Annotated in this window: 20 protein-coding genes and 1 riboswitch; of the genes, 9 read left to right on the plus strand and 11 right to left on the minus strand. The window is 63.4% G+C overall.

The genetic code is table 11. The features are described from left to right. Window positions 1–35: 35 nt before the first annotated feature. From AC07OE_RS04205 to AC07OE_RS04220, 4 genes are read right to left on the minus strand one after another with little or no spacing between them, the layout of a single operon-like run. On the minus strand, window positions 36–620 hold the full coding sequence (locus AC07OE_RS04205; protein ID WP_495069318.1) for a bifunctional adenosylcobinamide kinase/adenosylcobinamide-phosphate guanylyltransferase: 585 nt from the start codon (window positions 618–620) through the stop codon (window positions 36–38). Next, window positions 617–1,468 (minus strand): ABC transporter substrate-binding protein, encoded by an 852-nt coding sequence (locus AC07OE_RS04210; RefSeq protein ID WP_495069319.1) that lies wholly within the window; start codon window positions 1,466–1,468, stop codon window positions 617–619. The genes AC07OE_RS04205 and AC07OE_RS04210 overlap by 4 nt, the downstream gene beginning before the upstream one ends. Next, window positions 1,465–2,805, minus strand: a complete 1,341-nt coding sequence (locus AC07OE_RS04215) for a cobyrinic acid a,c-diamide synthase CobB (RefSeq protein WP_495069320.1) — start codon at window positions 2,803–2,805, stop codon at window positions 1,465–1,467. The genes AC07OE_RS04210 and AC07OE_RS04215 overlap by 4 nt, the downstream gene beginning before the upstream one ends. Window positions 2,806–2,810: 5 nt before the next feature. Further along, window positions 2,811–4,559 (minus strand): TonB-dependent receptor domain-containing protein, encoded by a 1,749-nt coding sequence (locus AC07OE_RS04220; RefSeq protein ID WP_495069321.1) that lies wholly within the window; start codon window positions 4,557–4,559, stop codon window positions 2,811–2,813. Between the two features lie 162 nt (window positions 4,560–4,721). Beyond that, window positions 4,722–4,955: riboswitch (cobalamin riboswitch) on the minus strand. 37 nt (window positions 4,956–4,992) lie between these two features. Between AC07OE_RS04220 and AC07OE_RS04225 the strand changes: the two genes are divergently transcribed. Together AC07OE_RS04225 and AC07OE_RS04230 are read left to right on the plus strand one after the other, a co-directional pair. Beyond that, window positions 4,993–5,217, plus strand: a complete 225-nt coding sequence (locus tag AC07OE_RS04225; protein ID WP_495069322.1) for a DUF904 domain-containing protein — start codon at window positions 4,993–4,995, stop codon at window positions 5,215–5,217. Further along, window positions 5,214–5,558: a cell division protein ZapA gene (locus AC07OE_RS04230; protein ID WP_495069323.1), complete on the plus strand. Its 345-nt coding sequence runs from the start codon at window positions 5,214–5,216 to the stop codon at window positions 5,556–5,558. The genes AC07OE_RS04225 and AC07OE_RS04230 overlap by 4 nt, the downstream gene beginning before the upstream one ends. Window positions 5,559–5,777: 219 nt before the next feature. Here the strand turns inward: AC07OE_RS04230 and AC07OE_RS04235 are convergent, their stop codons facing one another. The 5 genes from AC07OE_RS04235 to phaC all read right to left on the minus strand — a co-directional run bounded on the left by AC07OE_RS04235 (window position 5,778) and on the right by phaC (window position 13,538). Next, window positions 5,778–8,195 carry a putative bifunctional diguanylate cyclase/phosphodiesterase gene (locus AC07OE_RS04235; RefSeq protein WP_495069324.1) on the minus strand — a complete coding sequence of 806 codons (2,418 nt, stop codon included), beginning with the start codon at window positions 8,193–8,195 and terminating at the stop codon, window positions 5,778–5,780. Continuing rightward, on the minus strand, window positions 8,192–9,493 hold the full coding sequence (locus tag AC07OE_RS04240) for an HD-GYP domain-containing protein (RefSeq protein WP_495069325.1): 1,302 nt from the start codon (window positions 9,491–9,493) through the stop codon (window positions 8,192–8,194). Before AC07OE_RS04240 ends, AC07OE_RS04235 begins: the two co-directional genes overlap by 4 nt. 278 nt (window positions 9,494–9,771) lie before the next feature. Beyond that, a complete protein-coding gene (phbB, locus tag AC07OE_RS04245) occupies window positions 9,772–10,509 on the minus strand; it encodes an acetoacetyl-CoA reductase (RefSeq protein ID WP_495069326.1) in 738 nt (245 codons plus the stop codon). 85 nt (window positions 10,510–10,594) lie between these two features. Beyond that, window positions 10,595–11,773: an acetyl-CoA C-acetyltransferase gene (locus AC07OE_RS04250; RefSeq protein WP_495069327.1), complete on the minus strand. Its 1,179-nt coding sequence runs from the start codon at window positions 11,771–11,773 to the stop codon at window positions 10,595–10,597. Window positions 11,774–11,804: 31 nt separating this feature from the next. Then, window positions 11,805–13,538, minus strand: a complete 1,734-nt coding sequence (gene phaC, locus AC07OE_RS04255) for a class I poly(R)-hydroxyalkanoic acid synthase (protein WP_495069328.1) — start codon at window positions 13,536–13,538, stop codon at window positions 11,805–11,807. Between the two features lie 93 nt (window positions 13,539–13,631). Here phaC and AC07OE_RS04260 point away from each other — a divergent pair, with 93 nt between their 5' ends. Continuing rightward, window positions 13,632–13,946 (plus strand): hypothetical protein, encoded by a 315-nt coding sequence (locus tag AC07OE_RS04260; RefSeq protein ID WP_495069329.1) that lies wholly within the window; start codon window positions 13,632–13,634, stop codon window positions 13,944–13,946. Here the strand turns inward: AC07OE_RS04260 and pgeF are convergent. Together pgeF and maiA are read right to left on the minus strand one after the other, a co-directional pair. After that, window positions 13,878–14,675: a peptidoglycan editing factor PgeF gene (gene pgeF / locus AC07OE_RS04265; RefSeq protein ID WP_495069330.1), complete on the minus strand. Its 798-nt coding sequence runs from the start codon at window positions 14,673–14,675 to the stop codon at window positions 13,878–13,880. The two genes, AC07OE_RS04260 and pgeF, sit on opposite strands and share 69 nt — an antisense overlap. Beyond that, on the minus strand, window positions 14,672–15,325 hold the full coding sequence (gene maiA / locus AC07OE_RS04270) for a maleylacetoacetate isomerase (RefSeq protein ID WP_495069331.1): 654 nt from the start codon (window positions 15,323–15,325) through the stop codon (window positions 14,672–14,674). Before maiA ends, pgeF begins: the two co-directional genes overlap by 4 nt. 74 nt (window positions 15,326–15,399) lie before the next feature. Here maiA and AC07OE_RS04275 point away from each other — a divergent pair, with 74 nt between their 5' ends. Genes AC07OE_RS04275 through AC07OE_RS04300 form a run of 6 tightly spaced genes read left to right on the plus strand, consistent with a single transcriptional unit; the run spans window position 15,400 to window position 19,094 of the window. Further along, on the plus strand, window positions 15,400–15,702 hold the full coding sequence (locus tag AC07OE_RS04275) for an antibiotic biosynthesis monooxygenase family protein (RefSeq protein WP_495069332.1): 303 nt from the start codon (window positions 15,400–15,402) through the stop codon (window positions 15,700–15,702). 13 nt (window positions 15,703–15,715) lie between these two features. Further along, a complete protein-coding gene (locus AC07OE_RS04280; protein WP_495069333.1) occupies window positions 15,716–16,411 on the plus strand; it encodes a fumarylacetoacetate hydrolase family protein in 696 nt (231 codons plus the stop codon). Between the two features lie 8 nt (window positions 16,412–16,419). Next, on the plus strand, window positions 16,420–16,965 hold the full coding sequence (locus AC07OE_RS04285; protein ID WP_495069334.1) for an NUDIX hydrolase: 546 nt from the start codon (window positions 16,420–16,422) through the stop codon (window positions 16,963–16,965). Continuing rightward, on the plus strand, window positions 16,946–17,095 hold the full coding sequence (locus AC07OE_RS04290; RefSeq protein ID WP_495069335.1) for a hypothetical protein: 150 nt from the start codon (window positions 16,946–16,948) through the stop codon (window positions 17,093–17,095). Before AC07OE_RS04285 ends, AC07OE_RS04290 begins: the two co-directional genes overlap by 20 nt. Beyond that, window positions 17,095–18,519, plus strand: coding sequence for an exonuclease domain-containing protein (locus AC07OE_RS04295; protein ID WP_495069336.1), 1,425 nt, complete (start codon window positions 17,095–17,097; stop codon window positions 18,517–18,519). Before AC07OE_RS04290 ends, AC07OE_RS04295 begins: the two co-directional genes overlap by 1 nt. Further along, window positions 18,516–19,094: a hypothetical protein gene (locus AC07OE_RS04300; protein WP_495069337.1), complete on the plus strand. Its 579-nt coding sequence runs from the start codon at window positions 18,516–18,518 to the stop codon at window positions 19,092–19,094. The genes AC07OE_RS04295 and AC07OE_RS04300 overlap by 4 nt, the downstream gene beginning before the upstream one ends. Window positions 19,095–19,120: the final 26 nt, after the last annotated feature.

Here is a 19,120-nt window from a genome sequence, read left to right on the forward strand (position 1 = left end):
ACGGAGTCGCGAGGGGCCGAAAAGCTGGTTCAGCCTCATAACGCATCCTTCAACGTCAGCGGCAACCCCGCCGCCATCAGCGTCACGCGCTGGCAGGCGGCGGCTACATCCTGATTCAGTTTTCCCAGCGCGTCCACAAAGGCGCGCACCTCGCGTCCCATGGGAATCACGCCCAGGCCTATCTCGTTGCCCACCAGCACCACGGGGCCGGGGGCCTGCGCAATTGCTATCAAAAGAGAAGCTGCTTGCGCAATATCTACGGGGGCTAGAGGCACTTTATTCTCAGAATCAGCGGGCATGAGTCGGTTGGTCAGCCACAGCGTCAGGCAGTCCACCACGACCAGCGTATCTGCCTGGCTGTGCGTTTGGATGGCTTCAGCCAGCGCCAGCGGCTCTTCCACGGTAGTCATACCCGGCACGCGCTCGGCGCGGTCGGCCTGGTGGCGCGCAATGCGCTGGCGCATCTCGTCGTCCCAGGGCCGGGCGGTGGCGATGAGTACAGCGCGGTGACCCAATCTTTGGTCCAACCACTGACGCGCCAGCAACTCGGCACGGCGCGACTTGCCGCTTTTCTGGCCACCCAGAATCAGTTCGCTCTTTGCAATCGTCATCGTGCTCATGGCTGGAAAGCTCCCGCTTGATCTGCGTCCATCCATTGCAGGATGATCTGATGCATCTTCTGCACGCCATCGGTCAGTGCGGCGGGGCCGGGCTGCAGGATGTCGGGGGACTTGATTTCAAACAACTGCTTGTGGCGCACGGCATTCACCGCACCCCAGCCCTCTCGCGCCACCACGTTTTCCGGCCGGAATTTCTTGCCGCACCAGGAGCCCAGCATGATGTCGGGGTTGCGCCGGACGATCTCGGCGCCATCGGCAATGATGCGGTTCTTGCCCAGCGACTCGGTCGCCAGCTCGGGAAAACAATCGTCACCCCCGGCAATGCCGATCAGCTCCGACACCCAGCGGATCGCGCTGATGTGCGGGCTGTCCCACTCTTCAAAAAACACCTTGGGACGGCGCGCACCTGCGGCAACCTTGGCCGCAATCGCAGCCTGCATGGCACGCAGATCGGCCTGCATCTGCGCAATGCGCTGTGCGCCCTGCTCCGCCTCACCCACCATGGCGGCCAGCTGGAACAGCATGGAGAAAATCTCGGCCACGCTGCGCTGGTTGAAGATGGTGACCTGCACGCCGCGCTTGACCAAGTCGGCCGCAATATCGGCCTGCAGGTCCGAGAAACCCAGCACGCAGTCAGGCTGCAGTTCCATGATCTTGTCGAGCTTGGCGCTCAGAAACGCACTGACGCGCGGCTTCTCGTCGCGCGCACGCTTGGGCCGCACGGTGTAACCCGAGATGCCCACAATGCGCGCCTCCTGGCCCAGCAGGTACAGCCACTCCGTGGTCTCCTCGGTCAGGCAAACGATGCGCTGCGGGCCGGGCTGGAAGTGCAGCAGGTCGTGCGTCATGCGGTGACCTCCACGGGCGCAGTAAACAGTTCCACCACCGCCTCGGGGCAGGACGGGAACCAGGCGTGGAAGTAGCTGGCACGCACCGGGCCCATTTGCCACACGGCTTCACCAGCATCGTCAGACGGCTCCATGTTCGGGCGCGAGGTACGAACCAAGGCCTGCAGCGGCGTGCTCGTGGTCGAATAGTGGAAGGTGTGGCCGCGCAAGGTGCCGCTCTCCAGCGTCAGCTGCTGCGGTCCCAGGCCCGCCAACAGCTTTTGCATGGTCACTTCTCCGGGCAACACCCCCCACTGCGCATGGCATTGGCCATCCAGCGTCACCAGCGTATCAAACAGCGCCATCATGCCGCCGCATTCCGCCCACACGGGCTTGCCTGCAGCAATGTGTGCGGCCAGGCAGTTTTTGAAAGCCGTGTTGGCCGCAATCACTTCCGCGTGCAGCTCGGGGTAACCGCCGGGAATCCACAGTGCATCGCATGCGGGCAAAGCGGCATCTGCCAGGGGCGAGAAAAACACCAGCTCGGCCCCCAGCGCGCGCAGCGTGTCAAGGTTGGCTGCGTAGATAAAGCAGAAGGCGGCATCGCGCGCAATGGCAACGATTTTTCCATTCAGCAACGGCGCCGTGGGTACGGTTTTTTCTGGCGCCGCAAACTCCACGGCCCAACGCTGCAAGTCTTCCAAGCCCATCTGGCCCAGCGGCGTAGTGGCCAGCGCATCGGCCGCAGCGTCCAGCCGCTCCATGCCGTCCACCACCTCGGCAGCCACGGTCAGGCCCAGGTGGCGCTTGGGCAAGGCCATGGAGGCGTTGCGCTGCACCGCGCCCAGCCATTGGTCCTCAGCCACGCTGGCTTGCAACATGCTCGCATGGCGCGCATTGGCCACGCGGTTCGCCAGCACGCCAGCCCATGGCATGTCAGGTCGATAGTGCTGCAGGCCAAAAGCCAGGGCACCAAATGTGCCCACCATGCCAGACGCGTCCACCACCGCCAGCACAGGCAGGCCAAAGCGCTGCGCCAGGTCGGCTGCGCTGGGCTCGCCATCAAACAGGCCCATCACGCCTTCCACAATGATCAGATCTGCCTCCAGCGCTGCCGCATGCAGGCGGGTGCGACAGTCTGCCTCACCGGTCATCCACAGGTCCATCTGGTAGACCGGCGCACCACTGGCCAGCGCATGCCAGCAGGGGTCCAGAAAATCCGGTCCGCACTTGAACACCCGCACGCGCCGCCCCTGCCGCGCATGCAAACGCGCCAGCGCCGATGTGACCGTTGTCTTGCCCTGCCCCGAGGCAGGTGCAGCAATCAGGATGGCGGGACAGGTGGCGATGGTGTGCATAGGTGTCAGGGCGCCCACTTCAGACCCACATACAGGGTGCGACCTGCCGTGGCATAGGTGTCCGCCAGTTGGTACTTGGTATCCGTCGCATTGTCCATCCGGACCAGCAATGACCACTGCCGCGACACCATCCGCTGGGCCGACAGATTCAGCAGCACGTAGCCCGGCAGCACGGTGTTATTCGCGGCGTCGTCAAAGCGCATGGACGATAGCTGCAACTCCCCGCCCAATGACCAGCTTTGCACATGGGTGTCCAGACCCACTACGGCATGGTGGGTCGCGCGGCGTGGCAAGAGTTTGCCGGTCACGTTGTCGCGTGGGTCCTGCAAGTCCAGAGACCCCCACAGCCGCCCCAACTCCAGCGCGCGCTGCGCACTGAAGCCCACCCCCTGGTACTGGGCTTGGGCGGTGTTGGCGTAGCAGCCATTGGCCGGCACCGGGCAACCCGCAGCGGTAGCCCCCGATAAAAAACTCAGCAGGTTGGTCAGCGTGTTGCGGTACACCACCACGCCAAAGGCATTGGGCCCCTCGGTGTAGTGCACGCCCAGCTCGGCATTGCGGCCGGACTCCGGCACCAGGGTGGACACACCGTATTTGCTGAAGCGTTGGTACAGCGTGGGTACACGGAAAGAGCTGGCCGTGCTGGCGGATAGGCGCCATTGCGGCGTAAGCGCATAGGCATAGGCTGCCGAGGTGGTGGTCTGACCGCCGAATTCGCTGTCGTTGTCATTGCGGGCGCTGAGCTGGAAGGTGTGGACCTCTCCCGACCACGCATAGCCCAGTCCTGCACCGGCCTGGGACTTGCCCTTGTCAATGCGCGGTGTGCCAGAAAGCTGGAAGGCGTCGTTGCGCTGCTCCAGCGTGGCACTGAAGGTCTGCGGACCCATGCGGTACTCGTTCAACCACAAGGCGCTGTCGATCTGCGTGCGGTTGTTGGAGTCCGCAGGCAAGTCGCGCCCCTGGTCCAGCCCCTGGCTCAGGCTGAGCTTGGTCGCATAGCGCTCGGTCCACTGCGAACTCCATTGCAGGCTTTGGGTGGAGTTGCTGTTGATGCTGCGGTAGTCTTTGGTCAGTCCGCCGTCGTACTGGGCATCCATGCGGCTCTGCAATGCGGTCAGCTCCAGGCGCTGGTCCGGGCTGAATTGCAGGCCCACACGCACATTGCCGCTGTTGCTGAGGTACCCGTCTGCATCCGAGTTCTGGGTGCTGACGGTCCGGATATTGAAGCCATCGCTGGTCGCGCCAGAGATGCCAAAGGAGTAATCCAGCAAGCCAGAGCCGCCACTGGCCGCGAAGTCCAGGGTTTGCGTGTTGTTGCTGCCGTAGCCCAGCGCCAGGGATGGGGAAAAACGGCCTTCGCCTTTTTTGGTGAAGATCTGAATCACCCCGGCGACGGCGTCCGAACCATAGACGGCGCTGGTGGGGCCGCGCACGATTTCAATGTGGTCGATTTGCGAGAGCGGAATGGTGTTCCAGTTGGCACCACCGCTCACGTTTTGCGAATCCAGTCGCACGCCGTCTACGAGCACCGCCGTGTGCTTGCTTTCACCGCCACGTACGAACACCGAGGTGGCATTGCCAACCCCGCCATTGCGGGCAATCTCGAGCCCGGGCACGCGGGCCAGCACATCGGCCAACCCCACCGGTCCCGCGCGCTCCAGTGTTTCGCGGTCAATGATGGTGACATCGGCCACGACATCGCCAACGGGACGCGCCATGCGTGTCGCCGTCACCACCACCTCTTTCAACGCCACGGTTGACTCCACCTGTGCGTGCGCGGCAGAGCATGCCCAGAAGGCGAGCAGAGGTGCGGAAGATCGCACCCCAGACAAACACAATCTCATGAAATAAAAACCCGAACAAGAACCCTCCCCGGCTTCCCCGCCAGGGCATGGGCGTCACGGAGGCGCGCCAAGCGCATCTCCACCGTGTTGGCCGGTATCCGGGCTGGTGGAAGCAACCTCCATCGCCTTCCCAAGCGTGTGTTCGTTACGCTCAGTGGCCGTGATGGAAGCGGAGTACAGGGACTCGTCCACTTACCGTTGCGGGGGCAGCGCAGGTTAGGTTTGCTGTTGCCAGCCGAACCCTCCTGCTTCCCGTTGAACTGCGGCGTGTGAACCACACCGCGAGCACCAACCTTTGCATTTTACGCTGCCCAGCTTTCGCTCACCCTACAATGCGGCTTCTATGTCGAACCAGACCCCCATCGACCAAATTGCCGAGCGCGTAGACCGCCTGCTGGTGCGCTACGAGGAGCTGCAGCGCACCAACGCCCTGCTGGCTACCCAGGTGGAAACGCTCACAAGCGAGCGGGATGCCCTGAAATCCCGTCTGGGCGCTGCGCGTGCGCGCGTGGATGCGCTGCTGGAGCGCCTGCCGGACACGCTGACCCCGCAAAAAGACCCAACATGAAACAGCTTGAAGTTCAAATCATGGGGCAGAGCTATCTGCTGGGCTGCCCGGAAGGCGGCGATGCCCGACTGCTCGAAGCCGTGGAGCGTGTGGATACCGCCATGTGCAAGATCCGTGACGCGGGCAAGGTGCGCGCACGGGACCGCATTGCCGTGCTGGCCGCGCTGAACCTGGCCTTTGACCTGTCGGAACGCCCTGCCGCTCCGGCGGTTGCCGCGGCTGCCACATCCCCCAGCCCTGCCGCCACCTCTGCCGACCATGCGGGCGACAGCCAATTGCTGCTCAGTTCCCTGCTGGAACGTCTGGACGCCGCTCTCGGCGAAGACGGACGCTTGCTCTAAACCGGGCCGCCAAGGCCTACAATTGCAACTGTCTGCGGTGCTGCCGGGCTTTATATTTCCTGAACCAATGCTCATTGAGCCCGGGCTTGGAACATTGCCTTGCTAGCGTGATCATCTCGCGTCAGATGAACCCAAAGCCAGTGCTGACCTCGCCCACCTAAACTTCGGTTTAGGGTGACGGTCTGGTGGATCACACCGCAGACACCTTATTCTTCCCGCTCAAAAGCCCAGCGCACCGGGCCTTGGCGGCGGCATCAGTTGCGCAGCCAGGGTTTCAAATTCTGCTGCCGGCAAGCCCGGCGAGCACAGAAAACCCTGGAACGATGCGCACTGCAGCTCACGCAAATAGTCACGCTGGGCCTCGGTCTCCACTCCTTCCGCCACCACAGAAAGCTTGAGTGCGCGGGCCATGGCTACCGTGGCCCCCACAATGGCGCGGTCACTTTCGTCTTCCGGCAGCCCCATGACAAAGGTGCGGTCGATCTTGAGTTTGGAAATCGGAAATTTCTTCAGGTAAGCCAGGCTGGAATAGCCGGTGCCGAAGTCGTCAATCGCCAGACTCACCCCCAGGCCTGCCAACGCATGCAAACGGGTCAGGGCTTCGTTTGCATCCTGCACCAGGATGGACTCGGTGAGCTCGAGCTCCAAGAGCGCAGGGTTCAGCTCCGCATCAGCAATGCAGGTCGCCACACGCTCGACAAAGTCAGGTTGCTGGAACTGCAAGGCCGACACGTTGACCGACACCACCAGCGGCCGGCCGGCGCGCTGCCAGGTCGCCGCCTGGCGCACGGCCTCCTGCATGACCCAGCTGCCGATGGCGATGATGAAGCCGGACTCCTCGGCCAGTGGAATGAAGGTGCCGGGCGACACAGTACCAAGCTCCGGGTCGGTCCAGCGCACCAGGGCTTCAGCGCCCAGCAGACGTCCATCATCCAGCGCCACCTGCGGCTGGTAGTGCAGGCGGTACAGGCCCGACTCCATGGCGCGTCGCATGGCATGGTCCAGCTTCATGCGCGAGAGCAGGTCCACATTCATCTGCGGCTGGTAAAAACGGAAATTTCCGCGACCACGCTCCTTCACGCGGTACATGGCAGTGTCAGCGCATTTGATCAGGTCGTCCAGCGAACGGCCATCCGCCGGGTACATGGCAATGCCGATGCTGCAGCCCAGCGAGAAGTTCATCTCGTCCACCAAAAACGGCTGGGCCAGTGCATCCAGAATGCGGCGCGCAGCTACCTCGGCACCCAGTGCGTCGGCATCCTGCAGGAACGCCACAAACTCGTCGCCACCCATGCGGCTCAGCGTATCCACGTCGCGCATGCAATGCAGGATGCGATCGGCCACTTCAATCAGCACGCGGTCGCCGAAGGCATGGCCCAGCGAGTCATTGATATTCTTGAAGCGGTCCAGATCAATGAACATCACGGCAAAGGTGCCGCCCCCCCGCTCAGCCAAGCGCAGCGAAAAGTCCACGCGCTGGGCCAGCAACAGGCGGTTGGGCAATCCTGTCAGCACATCGCGGTAAGCCAGTTTTTCGATGCGGCGCTGTGCCTCAATGCGCTCGGTCATATCCTTAAAATGTCCGATGGTGTTGACGATGCCGCCCTGCGCATCCGTCAGTGCGACCCACGATACCTCCACCGCAACCGAAGTGTCGCCCACGGTGCGCCAAACCTCGCCCGTCCAGATGCCGCGGGCCTGCAAAGCCATTTCAATCTCGGCAAACAACGCATGGCGCTCGGGGTCGTGGAACAACTGTTGCGCCGAGCTACCCAGCAAGCACCCTTCCTGCGCCTGCGCAAGTTGGATACAGCGCGGGTTGGCTTGCACCACGGCGTAGCGGGCATCGGTGATGAACACCGCATCCGGGCTGGACTCAAACACCTTGGCGGCGAGACGCAACTGCCCCTCCGAGGCCACGCGGGCCGAGACGTCGCGGAATGAATAGACCTGCCCCTGCACCTGATGGCGGCTGGTCTGGGTAACGCTGACGCGCTCCAGTGTCTTGCCGTCGGTCAGGTGCAGCACATCGGGCAGACTGGCGACTGTGTCGGCCTGCAGAGGATCCGTGGCGGCAGCGTCCTGCAACATCTGCGCCATGTGGCTGGCCAGAGCCGGCTGGTCCGCCGCCTCCTGCAGCGCCACGGGCAGGCGCCACAACTCGGCAAACCTGCGGTTGTAGTTGCGCACCTGGCCTTGCAGGTCAGTCACCAAAATGCCGTCACCGGTGGACTCCAGCGTGGCGCGCAGCTCGGCCAGGCGCCGTTCCAGCTCGTCCTCGGCATGCTTTTGGGGGCGCATATCACGCAGGCCCACCACGTACACCGGCTCATCGTCCTGCAGCCACACCCGGCTGACTTTGCGCTCGACCGGAATGGCATCGCCATCGGCGCCGCGCAACAGGGTGTTGGAGTGAATGCCATGCGCCAGGCCCGCTGCCACGTCTTCCCAGAAAAACATGTCCTCCGGTGTGGCGGTCAGGTCAATCGCTGGCAAGCCCACCAAGGACGCTGCATGCAGACCCACGAGCGACGCCGCGGTCTGGTTCACCGCCAGAATGCGCAGACTTTTGGGGTCGACCAACCAGACTGCCTCGAGCATGCCCTCCAGCAAGCTTGCCCAAGCCTGCACTGTCATGCAGCAGGTTCCGGCGACTCGGGGTCCGTGGCCTGTTCAAAGAAATAGCAGATGCGTTGCCGCGGTGCCAGATAGTCCTGCGCGGATGCCGGCAGGGCCGAAGGCTTCAGGCTGCGGCGGATGCCCAGATGGGGCGCGTGCTCCAGATCCAGAATCAGCGCCTCTTGCTTGGGCACGCTGGGGTCATGCACGATGACACGCGGCTTGAGTGGCCGCGCCGAATTGACCGACACCACGATGGCATAGCGGTCATCGATCAGCTGCACCACCGAACCCGGTGGGTACACGCCCATCATGCGAATGAAGGCGCTGAGCGCAGCCGCATCAAACCGGGTCTTGAGCTGCGCAAAGATCAACGACAAGGCTTCGTGGGGGGTGAGCGCGGCACCAGGGCGGCTGGGATTGCAAAGGTTGTCGTAGCGATTGACCAGGGCCAGAATGCGGCCGGCCATGGACATGGAATCGCCCTTCAGGCGGGCTGGAAAACCACTGCCATCCACCAACTCATGGTGCTGCACCATGGCGTTCTGGGCTCCCGGACTCAGGTCCATGGCCTTGGCCAGCAAGGCCCCCTGGGCCACATGTTCCTGGTACATGCGGTACTCGACAGACGAGAAATTCTCCTCCACCCAGCGCACGCGGTCGGGCACTTTGACCTTGCCGATATCGTGCAGAAATGCGGCCAGCCCCAAGTCCAGCATGTCACCGTGAGGCAGCCCCATGGCCTTGCCCAGCAGCAGGCAAACAATGGTCACGTTCACCGGGTGCATAGAGGACTTGTCACCCGCCGCTTCCGACAGCAGCCGGATCGAAGCTTCACCGTCTTCCAGCAGCTCGGTGACATAGCCATTGACCATGGCATGGCATTGCTCGGCGGTCACTTTGGGTTGGGTCAGCACCTGGTCCAGGGCCTTGCGGTACAGGCGCACCGATTCACCGAAACGACGCTCGCATACCACCAGGCTGCGCTCCTGGGCCGATACGGCCAATGCGCGCAGGCGGCGTTGTTCCTTCTCGCGTATGGCGGCTTGCAGGCGCTCTTCGGCCGCAGCGGAATGGGCGGCAGTGGCGGCATTGGGCGTGCCATTGAGCGCTGCAAGCGCTTCGGGGTCACTCTTGGATGGGAGGTAGCGCACGCGCACCTGCCCCAGATCCCGGATGGTGTCGATTTGCTTTTGCGAAGAAATCTTGAAGCTGCCTGTGGGAAACGGATGCGACATCCACCCCACGTCCAGCTCGACATACAAGCCCACGCGCAACAGCTTGGTATCTACCCAAACGGACTCTTCTGTGTTCATATTCTGTTGTTGACTATCGCCTTGGGCCCATCTGCCCCACGTTGGCGACGGGCCGGATCCGCACTGCGGAACCACCTGCTTGACAGCTGTCAGGCAGCCCCGAGCATACCCCACGCCGGAAGGGGAAACTGCCAACCGAGTCAGTGGTTTTGGCATATCCACCACAGTGCAGCGCCACTACGCTAGAGGCAGGCACCTAAGCCTTTGAACAGTTACAAAAAAGCCCGCAACAGCGGGCTTTTTATTGCTCCGGCCACAGGGCCGGAGAGCACGAGCCCTTAGCCCATGTGCAAACCACCGTTCACCGAGAAATCAGCACCAGTGGCGTAGCCGCCCTCATCCGAGGCCAGCCAGGCGATGATGGACGCAATTTCGGACGGCTCACCCAGGCGTTTCACAGGCACGGTGGCCACGATCTTGGCCAGCACGTCTTCGCGGATCGCCTTGACCATGTCGGTACCGATATAGCCTGGGCTCACGGTGTTGACCGTCACGCCCTTGGTGGCCAACTCTTGCGCCAGGGCCATGGAGAAACCGTGCATGCCGGCTTTGGCAGCCGAGTAGTTAGTCTGGCCGGCCTGTCCCTTCTCACCATTCACGGACGAGATGTTGATGATGCGGCCCCAGCCCTTTTCCACCATGTCTGCCACCACTTGCTTGGTGACGTTGAACATGGAATTCAGGTTGGTCTCGATGACAGCGTCCCAGTCTTCGCGGCTCATTTTCAGGAACATGCGGTCACGCGTGATGCCGGCATTGTTGACCAGCACGTCGATGGTGCCGTGCTCGGCTTTGGTCTTGCCAAAAGCTTCCACGGTGGAGTCCCAGTCCCCCACATTGCCCACCGATGCGTAGAAGGTGTAACCCAGCGCCTTTTGTTCGGCCAGCCACTTGGCGTGGTCGCGCGTAGGGCCGCAGCCGGCGATAACCTTGAAGCCCTCCTTGTGCAGGCGCTGGCAGATGGCGGTTCCGATGCCACCCATGCCGCCGGTGACGTACGCTACTTTTTGGCTCATTTTGTGTCCTCTTTTTAAATCTAACTGCTATGAAAACTAGAGCTGCTCCCGCACATTCCATGCGGACTAGCAGCCAAAAACATACTTAACGCTCAACGGCCAGGGCCACGCCCATGCCACCGCCGATGCACAGCGAGGCCACGCCCTTCTTGGCGCCGCTGCGATGCATTTCGTGCAACAGCGTCACCAAAATGCGGGCGCCGGATGCACCGATGGGGTGGCCGATGGCGATGGCGCCGCCGTTCACGTTCACTTTGGCCGGGTCGATGTCCAGCAGCTTGTTCACGGCGCAGGCTTGCGCGGCAAAGGCTTCATTCAGTTCAAACAGGTCCACGTCCTGCGCCTTCCAGCCCGCGCGGGCCAGCGCACGTTGGGTGGCGGACACGGGGCCCAAGCCCATGAGGGCGGGGTCCAGGCCGGTGGTGCCAAAGCTGGCGATGCGGGCCAATGGCGTCAAGCCCAAGGCCGCCGCCTTCTTGGCCGTCATGACTACCACTCCGGCTGCGCCGTCGTTGATGCCGGAGGCGTTGCCTGCAGTCACGCTGCCAGCCTTGTCAAACGCAGGGCGCAGGCCGGCCAGGGCTTCGGCGTTGGTTTTCTTGTTGATGAACTCGTCCGCATCGAACACGATGGGGTCACCCTTGCGCTGGGGAATGGACACCGGAACGATCTCGGCCTTGAACTTGCCGGCTTCTTGTGCCGCTGCGGCCTTTTGCTGGCTGCCCAGCGCCAGTGCGTCCTGCTGCTCGCGGGTGATGCCCTGCGCCTTGGCCACGTTTTCGGCGGTGATGCCCATGTGGTACTGGTTGTACACGTCCCACAGACCATCGGTGATCATGGTGTCGACCATCTTCCAGTCGCCCATGCGCTGGCCGTCGCGGCTACCCAGCAGCACGTGGGGCGATGCGCTCATGTTTTCCTGGCCACCGGCGATCACGATCTCGCTGTCGCCCCAGGCCACGGCCTGGGCCGCGAGCATCACGGCCTTGAGGCCGGAGCCGCAGACGGCATTGATGGTCAGCGCCGGGGTTTCCTTGGCAAGGCCGGACTTGATGCCGGCCTGGCGTGCAGGGTTTTGGCCCACGCCTGCGGCCAGCACCTGGCCCAGGATCACTTCGCCCACGGCGTCCACGGGCAGGCCACTGCGCTCCAGCAGGCTCTTGATGACGATGCTGCCCAGCTCGGTGGCGGGGGTTTTGGCCAAGGTGCCACCAAATTTGCCGACCGCAGTGCGGGCTGCAGCAACGATAACGATGTCTTCCATAAGGTGTCTCCTTTTAATCAATCAGAAATTCTCAAGCCTTGGCTTGAACGTAGCGCCCGGGAGCTGCCTCGATGGCTTTGTACTTGCCTTTGCCATAGGTTTTGGGCGCAGCAATTTGCTTGCCAGCATGGCTCTTGAGCCAGTGGGACCAGTCGGTCCACCAGCTGCCGGCATGCTCGGTTGCACCCTCCAGCCACTGTGCATGCGTCTTGGGCAGCTTGCCGTCGGCGCGTATCCAGTGGCTGCGTTTGTTCTTGGCCGGCGGGTTGATCACGCCGGCAATGTGGCCCGACGCGCCCTGCACAAAGCGTTTTTTGCCGGGCAACACCTGCGTGGATGCGTAGGCCCCGCCAATCGGCACGATGTGGTCTTCACGCGAACCATAGATGTAGACCGGTATGTCCACCAGGCGAAGGTCCAGCTTCTCTCCGCACACGGTGAGCTTGCCGGGCTTGACGAGGTTGTTTTCCAGGTAGGTGTTGCGCAGGTACCAGGCGTAGTACGGGCCCGGCAGGTTGGTGCTGTCGCTGTTCCAGTACAACAGGTCAAACGGTGGCGGTGTTTCGCCCTTGAGGTAGTTGCCCACCACGTAGTTCCAGACCAGATCGTTGGGGCGCAGAAAGCTGAAGGTGCTGGCTAGGTCCTGGCCCTTCATGATGCCGCCCTTGGCAAACTCCGCCTCGCGGAACTTGACCATGGCCTCGTCGATGAACACGTCCAGGATACCGGTGTCCGAAAAATCGAGAAAGGTGGTGAGGAAGGTGGCGCTGTCCACGGGCTTCTCGCCGCGCGCTGCCAGCACGCCCAGCGCCGTGCCCAGCATGGTGCCGCCCACGCAAAAACCCAGCGCGTTGATGGTGGGCGAGCCGCTGATGTCCTTGGCCACGCCGATGGCGCGGATCACCGCATGCTCGATGTAGTCATCCCAGGTTTTGTTGGCGAGTGTGGCGTCGGGGTTGCGCCAGCTCACCACAAACGTCCGGTGCCCCTGCTCCACCGCATAGCGGATCAGCGAATTCTCGGGCTGCAGGTCCAGGATGTAAAACTTGTTGATGCATGGGGGCACCAGCAGAAACGGCTTCTCATAGACCCTGGCGGTCAGGGGCTTGTATTCGATGAGCTGGAACAGCTCGTTCTCGAACACCACGGCCCCCTCGGTAGTGGCCACGTTCTTGCCGACCTGGAACAGGCTTTCGTCCGTCATGGACACGTGGCCCTGCTGGATGTCGTGCACCAGGTTTTGCATGCCTTTGGCAATGCTCTCGCCCTTGGTCTCAATGGCTTTTTTCTGCGCCTCGGCATTGAAGGCCAAAAAGTTGCTCGGCGCGGCGGCGGCCATCCACTGTTCCACGGCAAAGCGGATGCGGCTCTTCGTCTTGGCGTCGGCGTCCACCGCATCAGCCAGACCCATTAGCGTGCGGGCATTGAGCAGGTACACCGCAGCGGCGTAGGCGGCCACGGGATTGGCGCCCCAGGCGGGCGCTGCAAACCGGCGGTCGTCGGTCGCAGGGGCCTGCGTGGGGTGGGTCAGCCCCTGGCTGAACAGGCCCATCGCGTCTTGCAGGTATTTCTGCTGCAGTTCTTGCAATTTTTCGGGGGCAAAGTGGATTTCGGGCGGCTTTTCGGCCAGGGCCGGAAAGCCCGCGCCCGCGGCCCCCAGGTCCATGCCCTGGAAGGATTCCAGCGCCTTGGACCAGCTCTGGGTGAATGCCTGCTGAAATTGTTGCGTTGCCTGGGCCAAAAAGTCAGTATTGGATTGGGTCACGCCGTCACCTTGGGTTTTAGTGTGTCTAGTCTAACGCCCAAGTATGGCAGTCCCATGGCTGCGTTATCCTGACATAACGCAAATTGAAACTCTATGTACATCATTCCCATTGCCTGGCTCTATGTGGCCCTCATGATGAGCGTGGCCGAAGCCACCAACACCACCGGCACCGTGCTGGGGGCGGTATTCACCTTCATCCTCTACGGACTGCTGCCCACCGCGCTGATGGTGTATTTCATGGGCACACCAGGGCGCAAACGCAAAATCCGGGCCCAGGAGATGGCGGAACGCGAAGCTGCCATTGCCGCCCACGCCGCAGCGGCCACTGCCGCAACTGAATCAGCCCAGCCAGATGCAGGCAGCCAGCCGCCCGCTGACCCGGTCGCGCCGGTGAGAAAAGAACCGTGAGGGGTTGCTGACGGTGCACCAGGGCGGGCTGCTGTCATTGCCATAGACCGCCTTGACCCCCACCGCCCGCAGGCGCAGCCGAGCCAGGGCCGGCAAATCGGCCAGCCATTTCCCCAGCTTGGCAGGCACAAAGCACCCCGAAGCCCCAGGCGTGCTGTCCACAAAAGTCTGGCGCACCTCGTCCCCCACCTCAAACGCAGCGGGGCCTATGCAAGGCCCCAGCCACGCTATTATTTCAGGAGCTGTTGGCGCATATTCCACGGGGGCTAGCGCCTGTTTTTGTCTATAAACGGCGGCCAGCGTGCTCTCCACCACGCCCACCCCACCCTGCCCGGCCAGGCCGCGCCAACCTGCGTGTGCGGCCGCCACCCAGGTACCGCTAGCGTCGCACAGCAGGATGGGCAGGCAGTCCGCCACCATGATGGTGCAGGCCAAACCCGGCTGCGTCGCCAGGCAGGCGTCGGCTACCGCGCCATTTGTCGTGTTGGCGGCCAGCGCCGCCACCTGCGTGCCGTGCACCTGCTCCAGAAACACCGGCCGCACGCCCAGCACCTGCTGCAGCACGGCGCGGTTGGCCTGCACATCAGCCAGATCGTCGCCCACATGGGTGCCCAGGTTCAGGCTGTCGTAGGGCGGGCGAGACTGGCCGCCGTTGCGCGTCGTGCACAGTGCCTTGACGTTGGCGGGCGCCGGCCAGTCAGGGACCAGCCAGTCTGCAAGCACGCTCATGGCGTGAAGTCCGGGCAGCGGCTGGGCTGGGCCGCGTCAAACGCGGGCAGCGCCATGCAGGCGTCAAACGCCGCCATGGCGTGGGGCAGGCCACTGAGGTCAGTGTCAAAGCGACGGGCGTTGAAGATTTGCGGCACCAGCAGGCAGTCGGCCAGCGTGGGCGCATCGCCATAGCAATAGGCCGTGGGGCGCAGGCCCTGGGCGTGCAGCGCGTCCAACTGGCGCTCAAACGCCAGCAGGCCCTGGCGCACCCAGTGGCGGTACCAGGTGGCCTTTTCGTCTTCGTCACACTGCAGGGTGCCGGTCAGGTACTTGAGTACACGCAGGTTGTTGAGCGGGTGGATCTCGCAGGCAATGGTTTGCGCCAGTGCCCGCACCTGGGCGCGACCCAAGGGGCTGGCAGGTAGTAGCGGCGGCGCGGGACGGGTTTCTTCCAGGTACTCGATGATGGCCATGGACTGGCTCAGCGTGTGGCCATCCACCTCCAGCACCGGCACCAGCGCATCGGGCGAGCGCCCCCGGTGGGCATCCTGCAGCTGTTCGCCACGCACCAGGTGCACGGGGATGTAGTCAAACGGCAGGCCCTTGAGGTTGAGCGCGATGCGCACGCGAAACGAGGCGGACGATCGGCAGTAGTTGTACAGCTTCATGCCCGTGAGGATAAACCCGAAGCCGTTACCATTGGAGACCCTATCAATGACCCATCCCCTCGCCTGGAGCCCCCATGATTCTGGAACTCGCCGACATCCGCATCCACCCCGGCCAAAACGCCGCCTTTGACGAAGCCATTGCGCGCGGCCTGCGCGACGTCATCTCCAAGGCCAAGGGGTACCAGGGCTACAAGGTGAACAAGGGGATCGAGAGCCCCGAGCGCTACATCCTGCAAATCTTCTGGGACACACTGGAAGACCACACCGTCGGATTCCGCGGGGGCGAGCTGTTTTCCCAGTGGCGCGCCATCGTTGGCCCCTTCTTTGCGTCGCCGCCCGTGGTCGAGCACTTTGACCTGGTGGTGAAGTCGGTTTAAGAGGAAACGCGCCATGAGCTTTGTTGTCACGCCCCCCGCCATTCCCTCCATCCCCGTGGTGGGCGAGTCGGCCCGCTTTCCCATCCACCGCATGTACTGCGTGGGCCGGAACTACGAGGAGCACGCCAAGGAAATGGGCCACACGGGCCGTGAGGCGCCTTTTTTCTTCATGAAACCGGCCGACGCCGCGCTGGTGGCCGAGGCCGGCCAGACCGTGTCCATGCCCTACCCCACGCTGACCAGCAACCTGCACCACGAAGTGGAACTGGTGGTGGCCATTGGCAAGGGCGGTGCCAACATTGCCGCGGCCGACGCGCACCAGCACATTTACGGCTACGCCGTGGGCCTGGACATGACACGGCGCGACTTGCAAAACGAGATGAAGAAACAGGGCCGCCCCTGGTGCATTGGCAAGGGCTTTGACTTCTCAGCGCCCATTGGCCCCATCACCCCGGCGGCCCAAGTACCCGGCATCCAGAGCGCGGCCATTGCACTGCAGGTGAATGGCCAGGACCGCCAGCGCAGCACGATTGCCAAGCTGATCTGGAACATTGCAGAAACCATCGAGCAACTGTCGGCCGCCTGGACGCTGCAGCCCGGCGACCTGATCTTCACCGGCACGCCCGAAGGCGTGGGTGCCGTGGTGCGGGGCGACGCGTTGCTGGCCAGCGTGGAGGGGCTGCAGCCCCTGCACATGCAGCTGGTCTGAGCGCGCCCATGCTGCGTCCCCCCATTCGCCATTGCAAGCAGTGCGGCACCGCCGTGGTCTACCGTGTGCCGGATGACGGTGACACCAAAGAGCGCGCGGTCTGCCCGGCCTGCAACACCATCCACTATGAGAACCCGCTCAACGTGGTCGGTACCGTGCCGCACTGGGGCGACCAGGTGCTGCTGTGCAAACGCAATATCGAGCCACGTTTTGGCAAATGGACGTTGCCCGCTGGATTCATGGAGCTCAACGAAACCACGGCCGAAGGTGCCGCGCGCGAGACCGATGAAGAGGCAGGCGCACAGTTTGAAATGGAAGGCCTGTTCACCCTGCTGAATGTGGCGCGCGTGGGCCAAGTACACATCTTCTACCGCGCCCGCCTGACCAGCAACCAGTTCAACCCCGGGACGGAGACCATCGAGGCCAAGTTGTTCCGCGAGGACGAAATTCCTTGGGACGAGATTGCGTTTCGCACCGTCAAGGAAACGCTGGAACACTACTTTGCGGACCGCCGTGCCGGCCATTTTGGTATCCATGCCGTTGACATTGTTTGAAGGCTGGCTGAGCCGCCGGATGGACGATGCGCAACGTGCACGCCTGCAGGCCTGGACCTACCGCATTGGTATCTATGTGGTCATCAACCTGCTGGACGAGCCGGTCTGGCTGGCATTGATGTTTTGCTGATGAGCACCCTGCTGCCCTGCTTTGTCATGCTGGACCTGGAGACCACCGGGGGCAGCGCGGTGCATGACCGCATCACCGAGATTGCAGCCGTGCGCGTGGAAAACGGGGTGGTGGTGGATCGCTGGAGCACACTGGTCAATCCCGGTGCATCCATACCGCCCTTCATCCAAAGCCTGACCGGCATTACCGACGCCATGGTGGAAGATGCCCCCACGTTTGCACAGGTGGCCCCCAGGCTGCTGGAGCTGTTGAACGGCGCCGTCTTTGTGGCCCACAACGTACGCTTTGACCACGGATTTGTGGTGAACGAGCTGGCCCGGCTGGAGCGAGCACTCAAGGTCAAGACGCTGTGCACCGTGCGCCTGTCGCGCAAGCTGTATCCACAACACAAGGGCCATGGGCTGGACGCCATCATGCAGCGCCACGGCCTGCGCACCCAAGCGCGCCACCGCGCCATGGGCGATGTGGAGGTGGTGCTGCAGTGGCTGCAACTGGCGCAGGCCGAGCTGGGTGCCGAGGTACTGCAGCGAGAGGCCCTGGCCCTGTTGCAAGGCAGCGCCAGCCTGCCACCGCATCTGGAGACCGCCTTGGAGGACATCCCCGATACGCCCGGGGTGTACCTTTTCTATGGCGAAGGCAGCATTCCTTTGTATGTGGGCAAGAGCATCAACATGCGCACGCGCGTGTTGTCCCACTTCCAGAGCGCGTCCAAGGTCGCCCGCGAAATGCGCATCCTGCAGGAGATCCGCCGGGTGGAATGGCGCGAGACCGCAGGCGAACTGGGCGCCCTGCTGCTGGAGTCGCGCCTGGTCAAAGAGCTGCAACCCTTGCACAACCGCCAGCTACGCAAAGAGCGCCAGCTCAGCGCCTGGAAGCTGCACGACAGCCCGGACGCACGCCCCCTGGTGCAACTGGTGCGCATGGACGAGGTGGAGGCCACGGCGATGGGGCAACTGCACGGGGTGTACCGATCCAAGCGGCAGGCCATGGACGCCTTGCGCCTTCTCGCCGACACCCACCAGTTGTGCCCACAAGCGTTGGGGCTGGAGTCCGGAAAAGGCCCCTGCTTCGCCCACCAGATTGGCAAGTGCAAAGGCGTATGTGCAGGCCGTGAGTCCAGTGCCTTGCACCGTGTGCGCCTGCAAATGGCCTTGGCGCAGCATCGTCTGCGGGCCTGGCCGCATCCGGGGCGCGTGGGTGTGCGCGAGCACCATGCGCCGTCCGGGCGTACCGACATCCACGTTTTCGACCGCTGGTGCCATGTGGCCACCGTGCACAGCGAGGATGGGTTGGACGATCTGCAACACAGCAGGCAAGAAGTGCTGGCCTTCGACCTGGACACCTACCGCTTGCTCGTCAAACGGCTGACCGCCCCCTTGGGGCGTGAACGCGCGGTATTCCACCTGCCGCAGGTGCAGCCATGACCCAGGTTCCCGCACACCTGCGCACGCAGATGGCGGACGCAATTCTGGACCTGGTGGTGCAGGTGCCCGCCAGCGATGAACCTACCCAAGCGCACCCGGCCGCACGCGCCCACGCCATTGCGCGAGCCACCGCCCGCAAGGCCAGTCTGGTGGCAGGCTCCCTCTCGCTGCCGCCGGGATGGCTGGGCTGGGTCACCGTGCTGCCGGAAATGGTGGGCGTCTGGAAGCTGCAGGCGCAAATGGTGGCCGACATCGCTGCGGTCTACGGGCAGCACCACACGCTGGGACGCGAACACCTGCTGTACTGCCTCTTCAAGCAGGTGTCGGCCCAACTGTTTCGCGACCTGGCGGTGCGCATGGGCGAGCGCGTGGTGGTGCGCCCCACCACCGTCAAGGTGCTGCAGACTTTGGCCCAAAAGCTGGGCGGCGCGCTGGCCGTGGCCGCGCTGCGCAAGGGCGCATCGCGCTTTGTGCCGCTGCTGGGTGCGGTCAGCGTGGGTGCGTATGCCTACTACGACACGTTGCAGGTCGCGCAGAACGCCGTCGCCTTGTTTGAAGATAAAAAAGGGGCCTAGCCCCCGTGAACATTGCGCAAGCCGCT

The organism is Rhodoferax sp. GW821-FHT09E07, assembly GCF_059416145.1.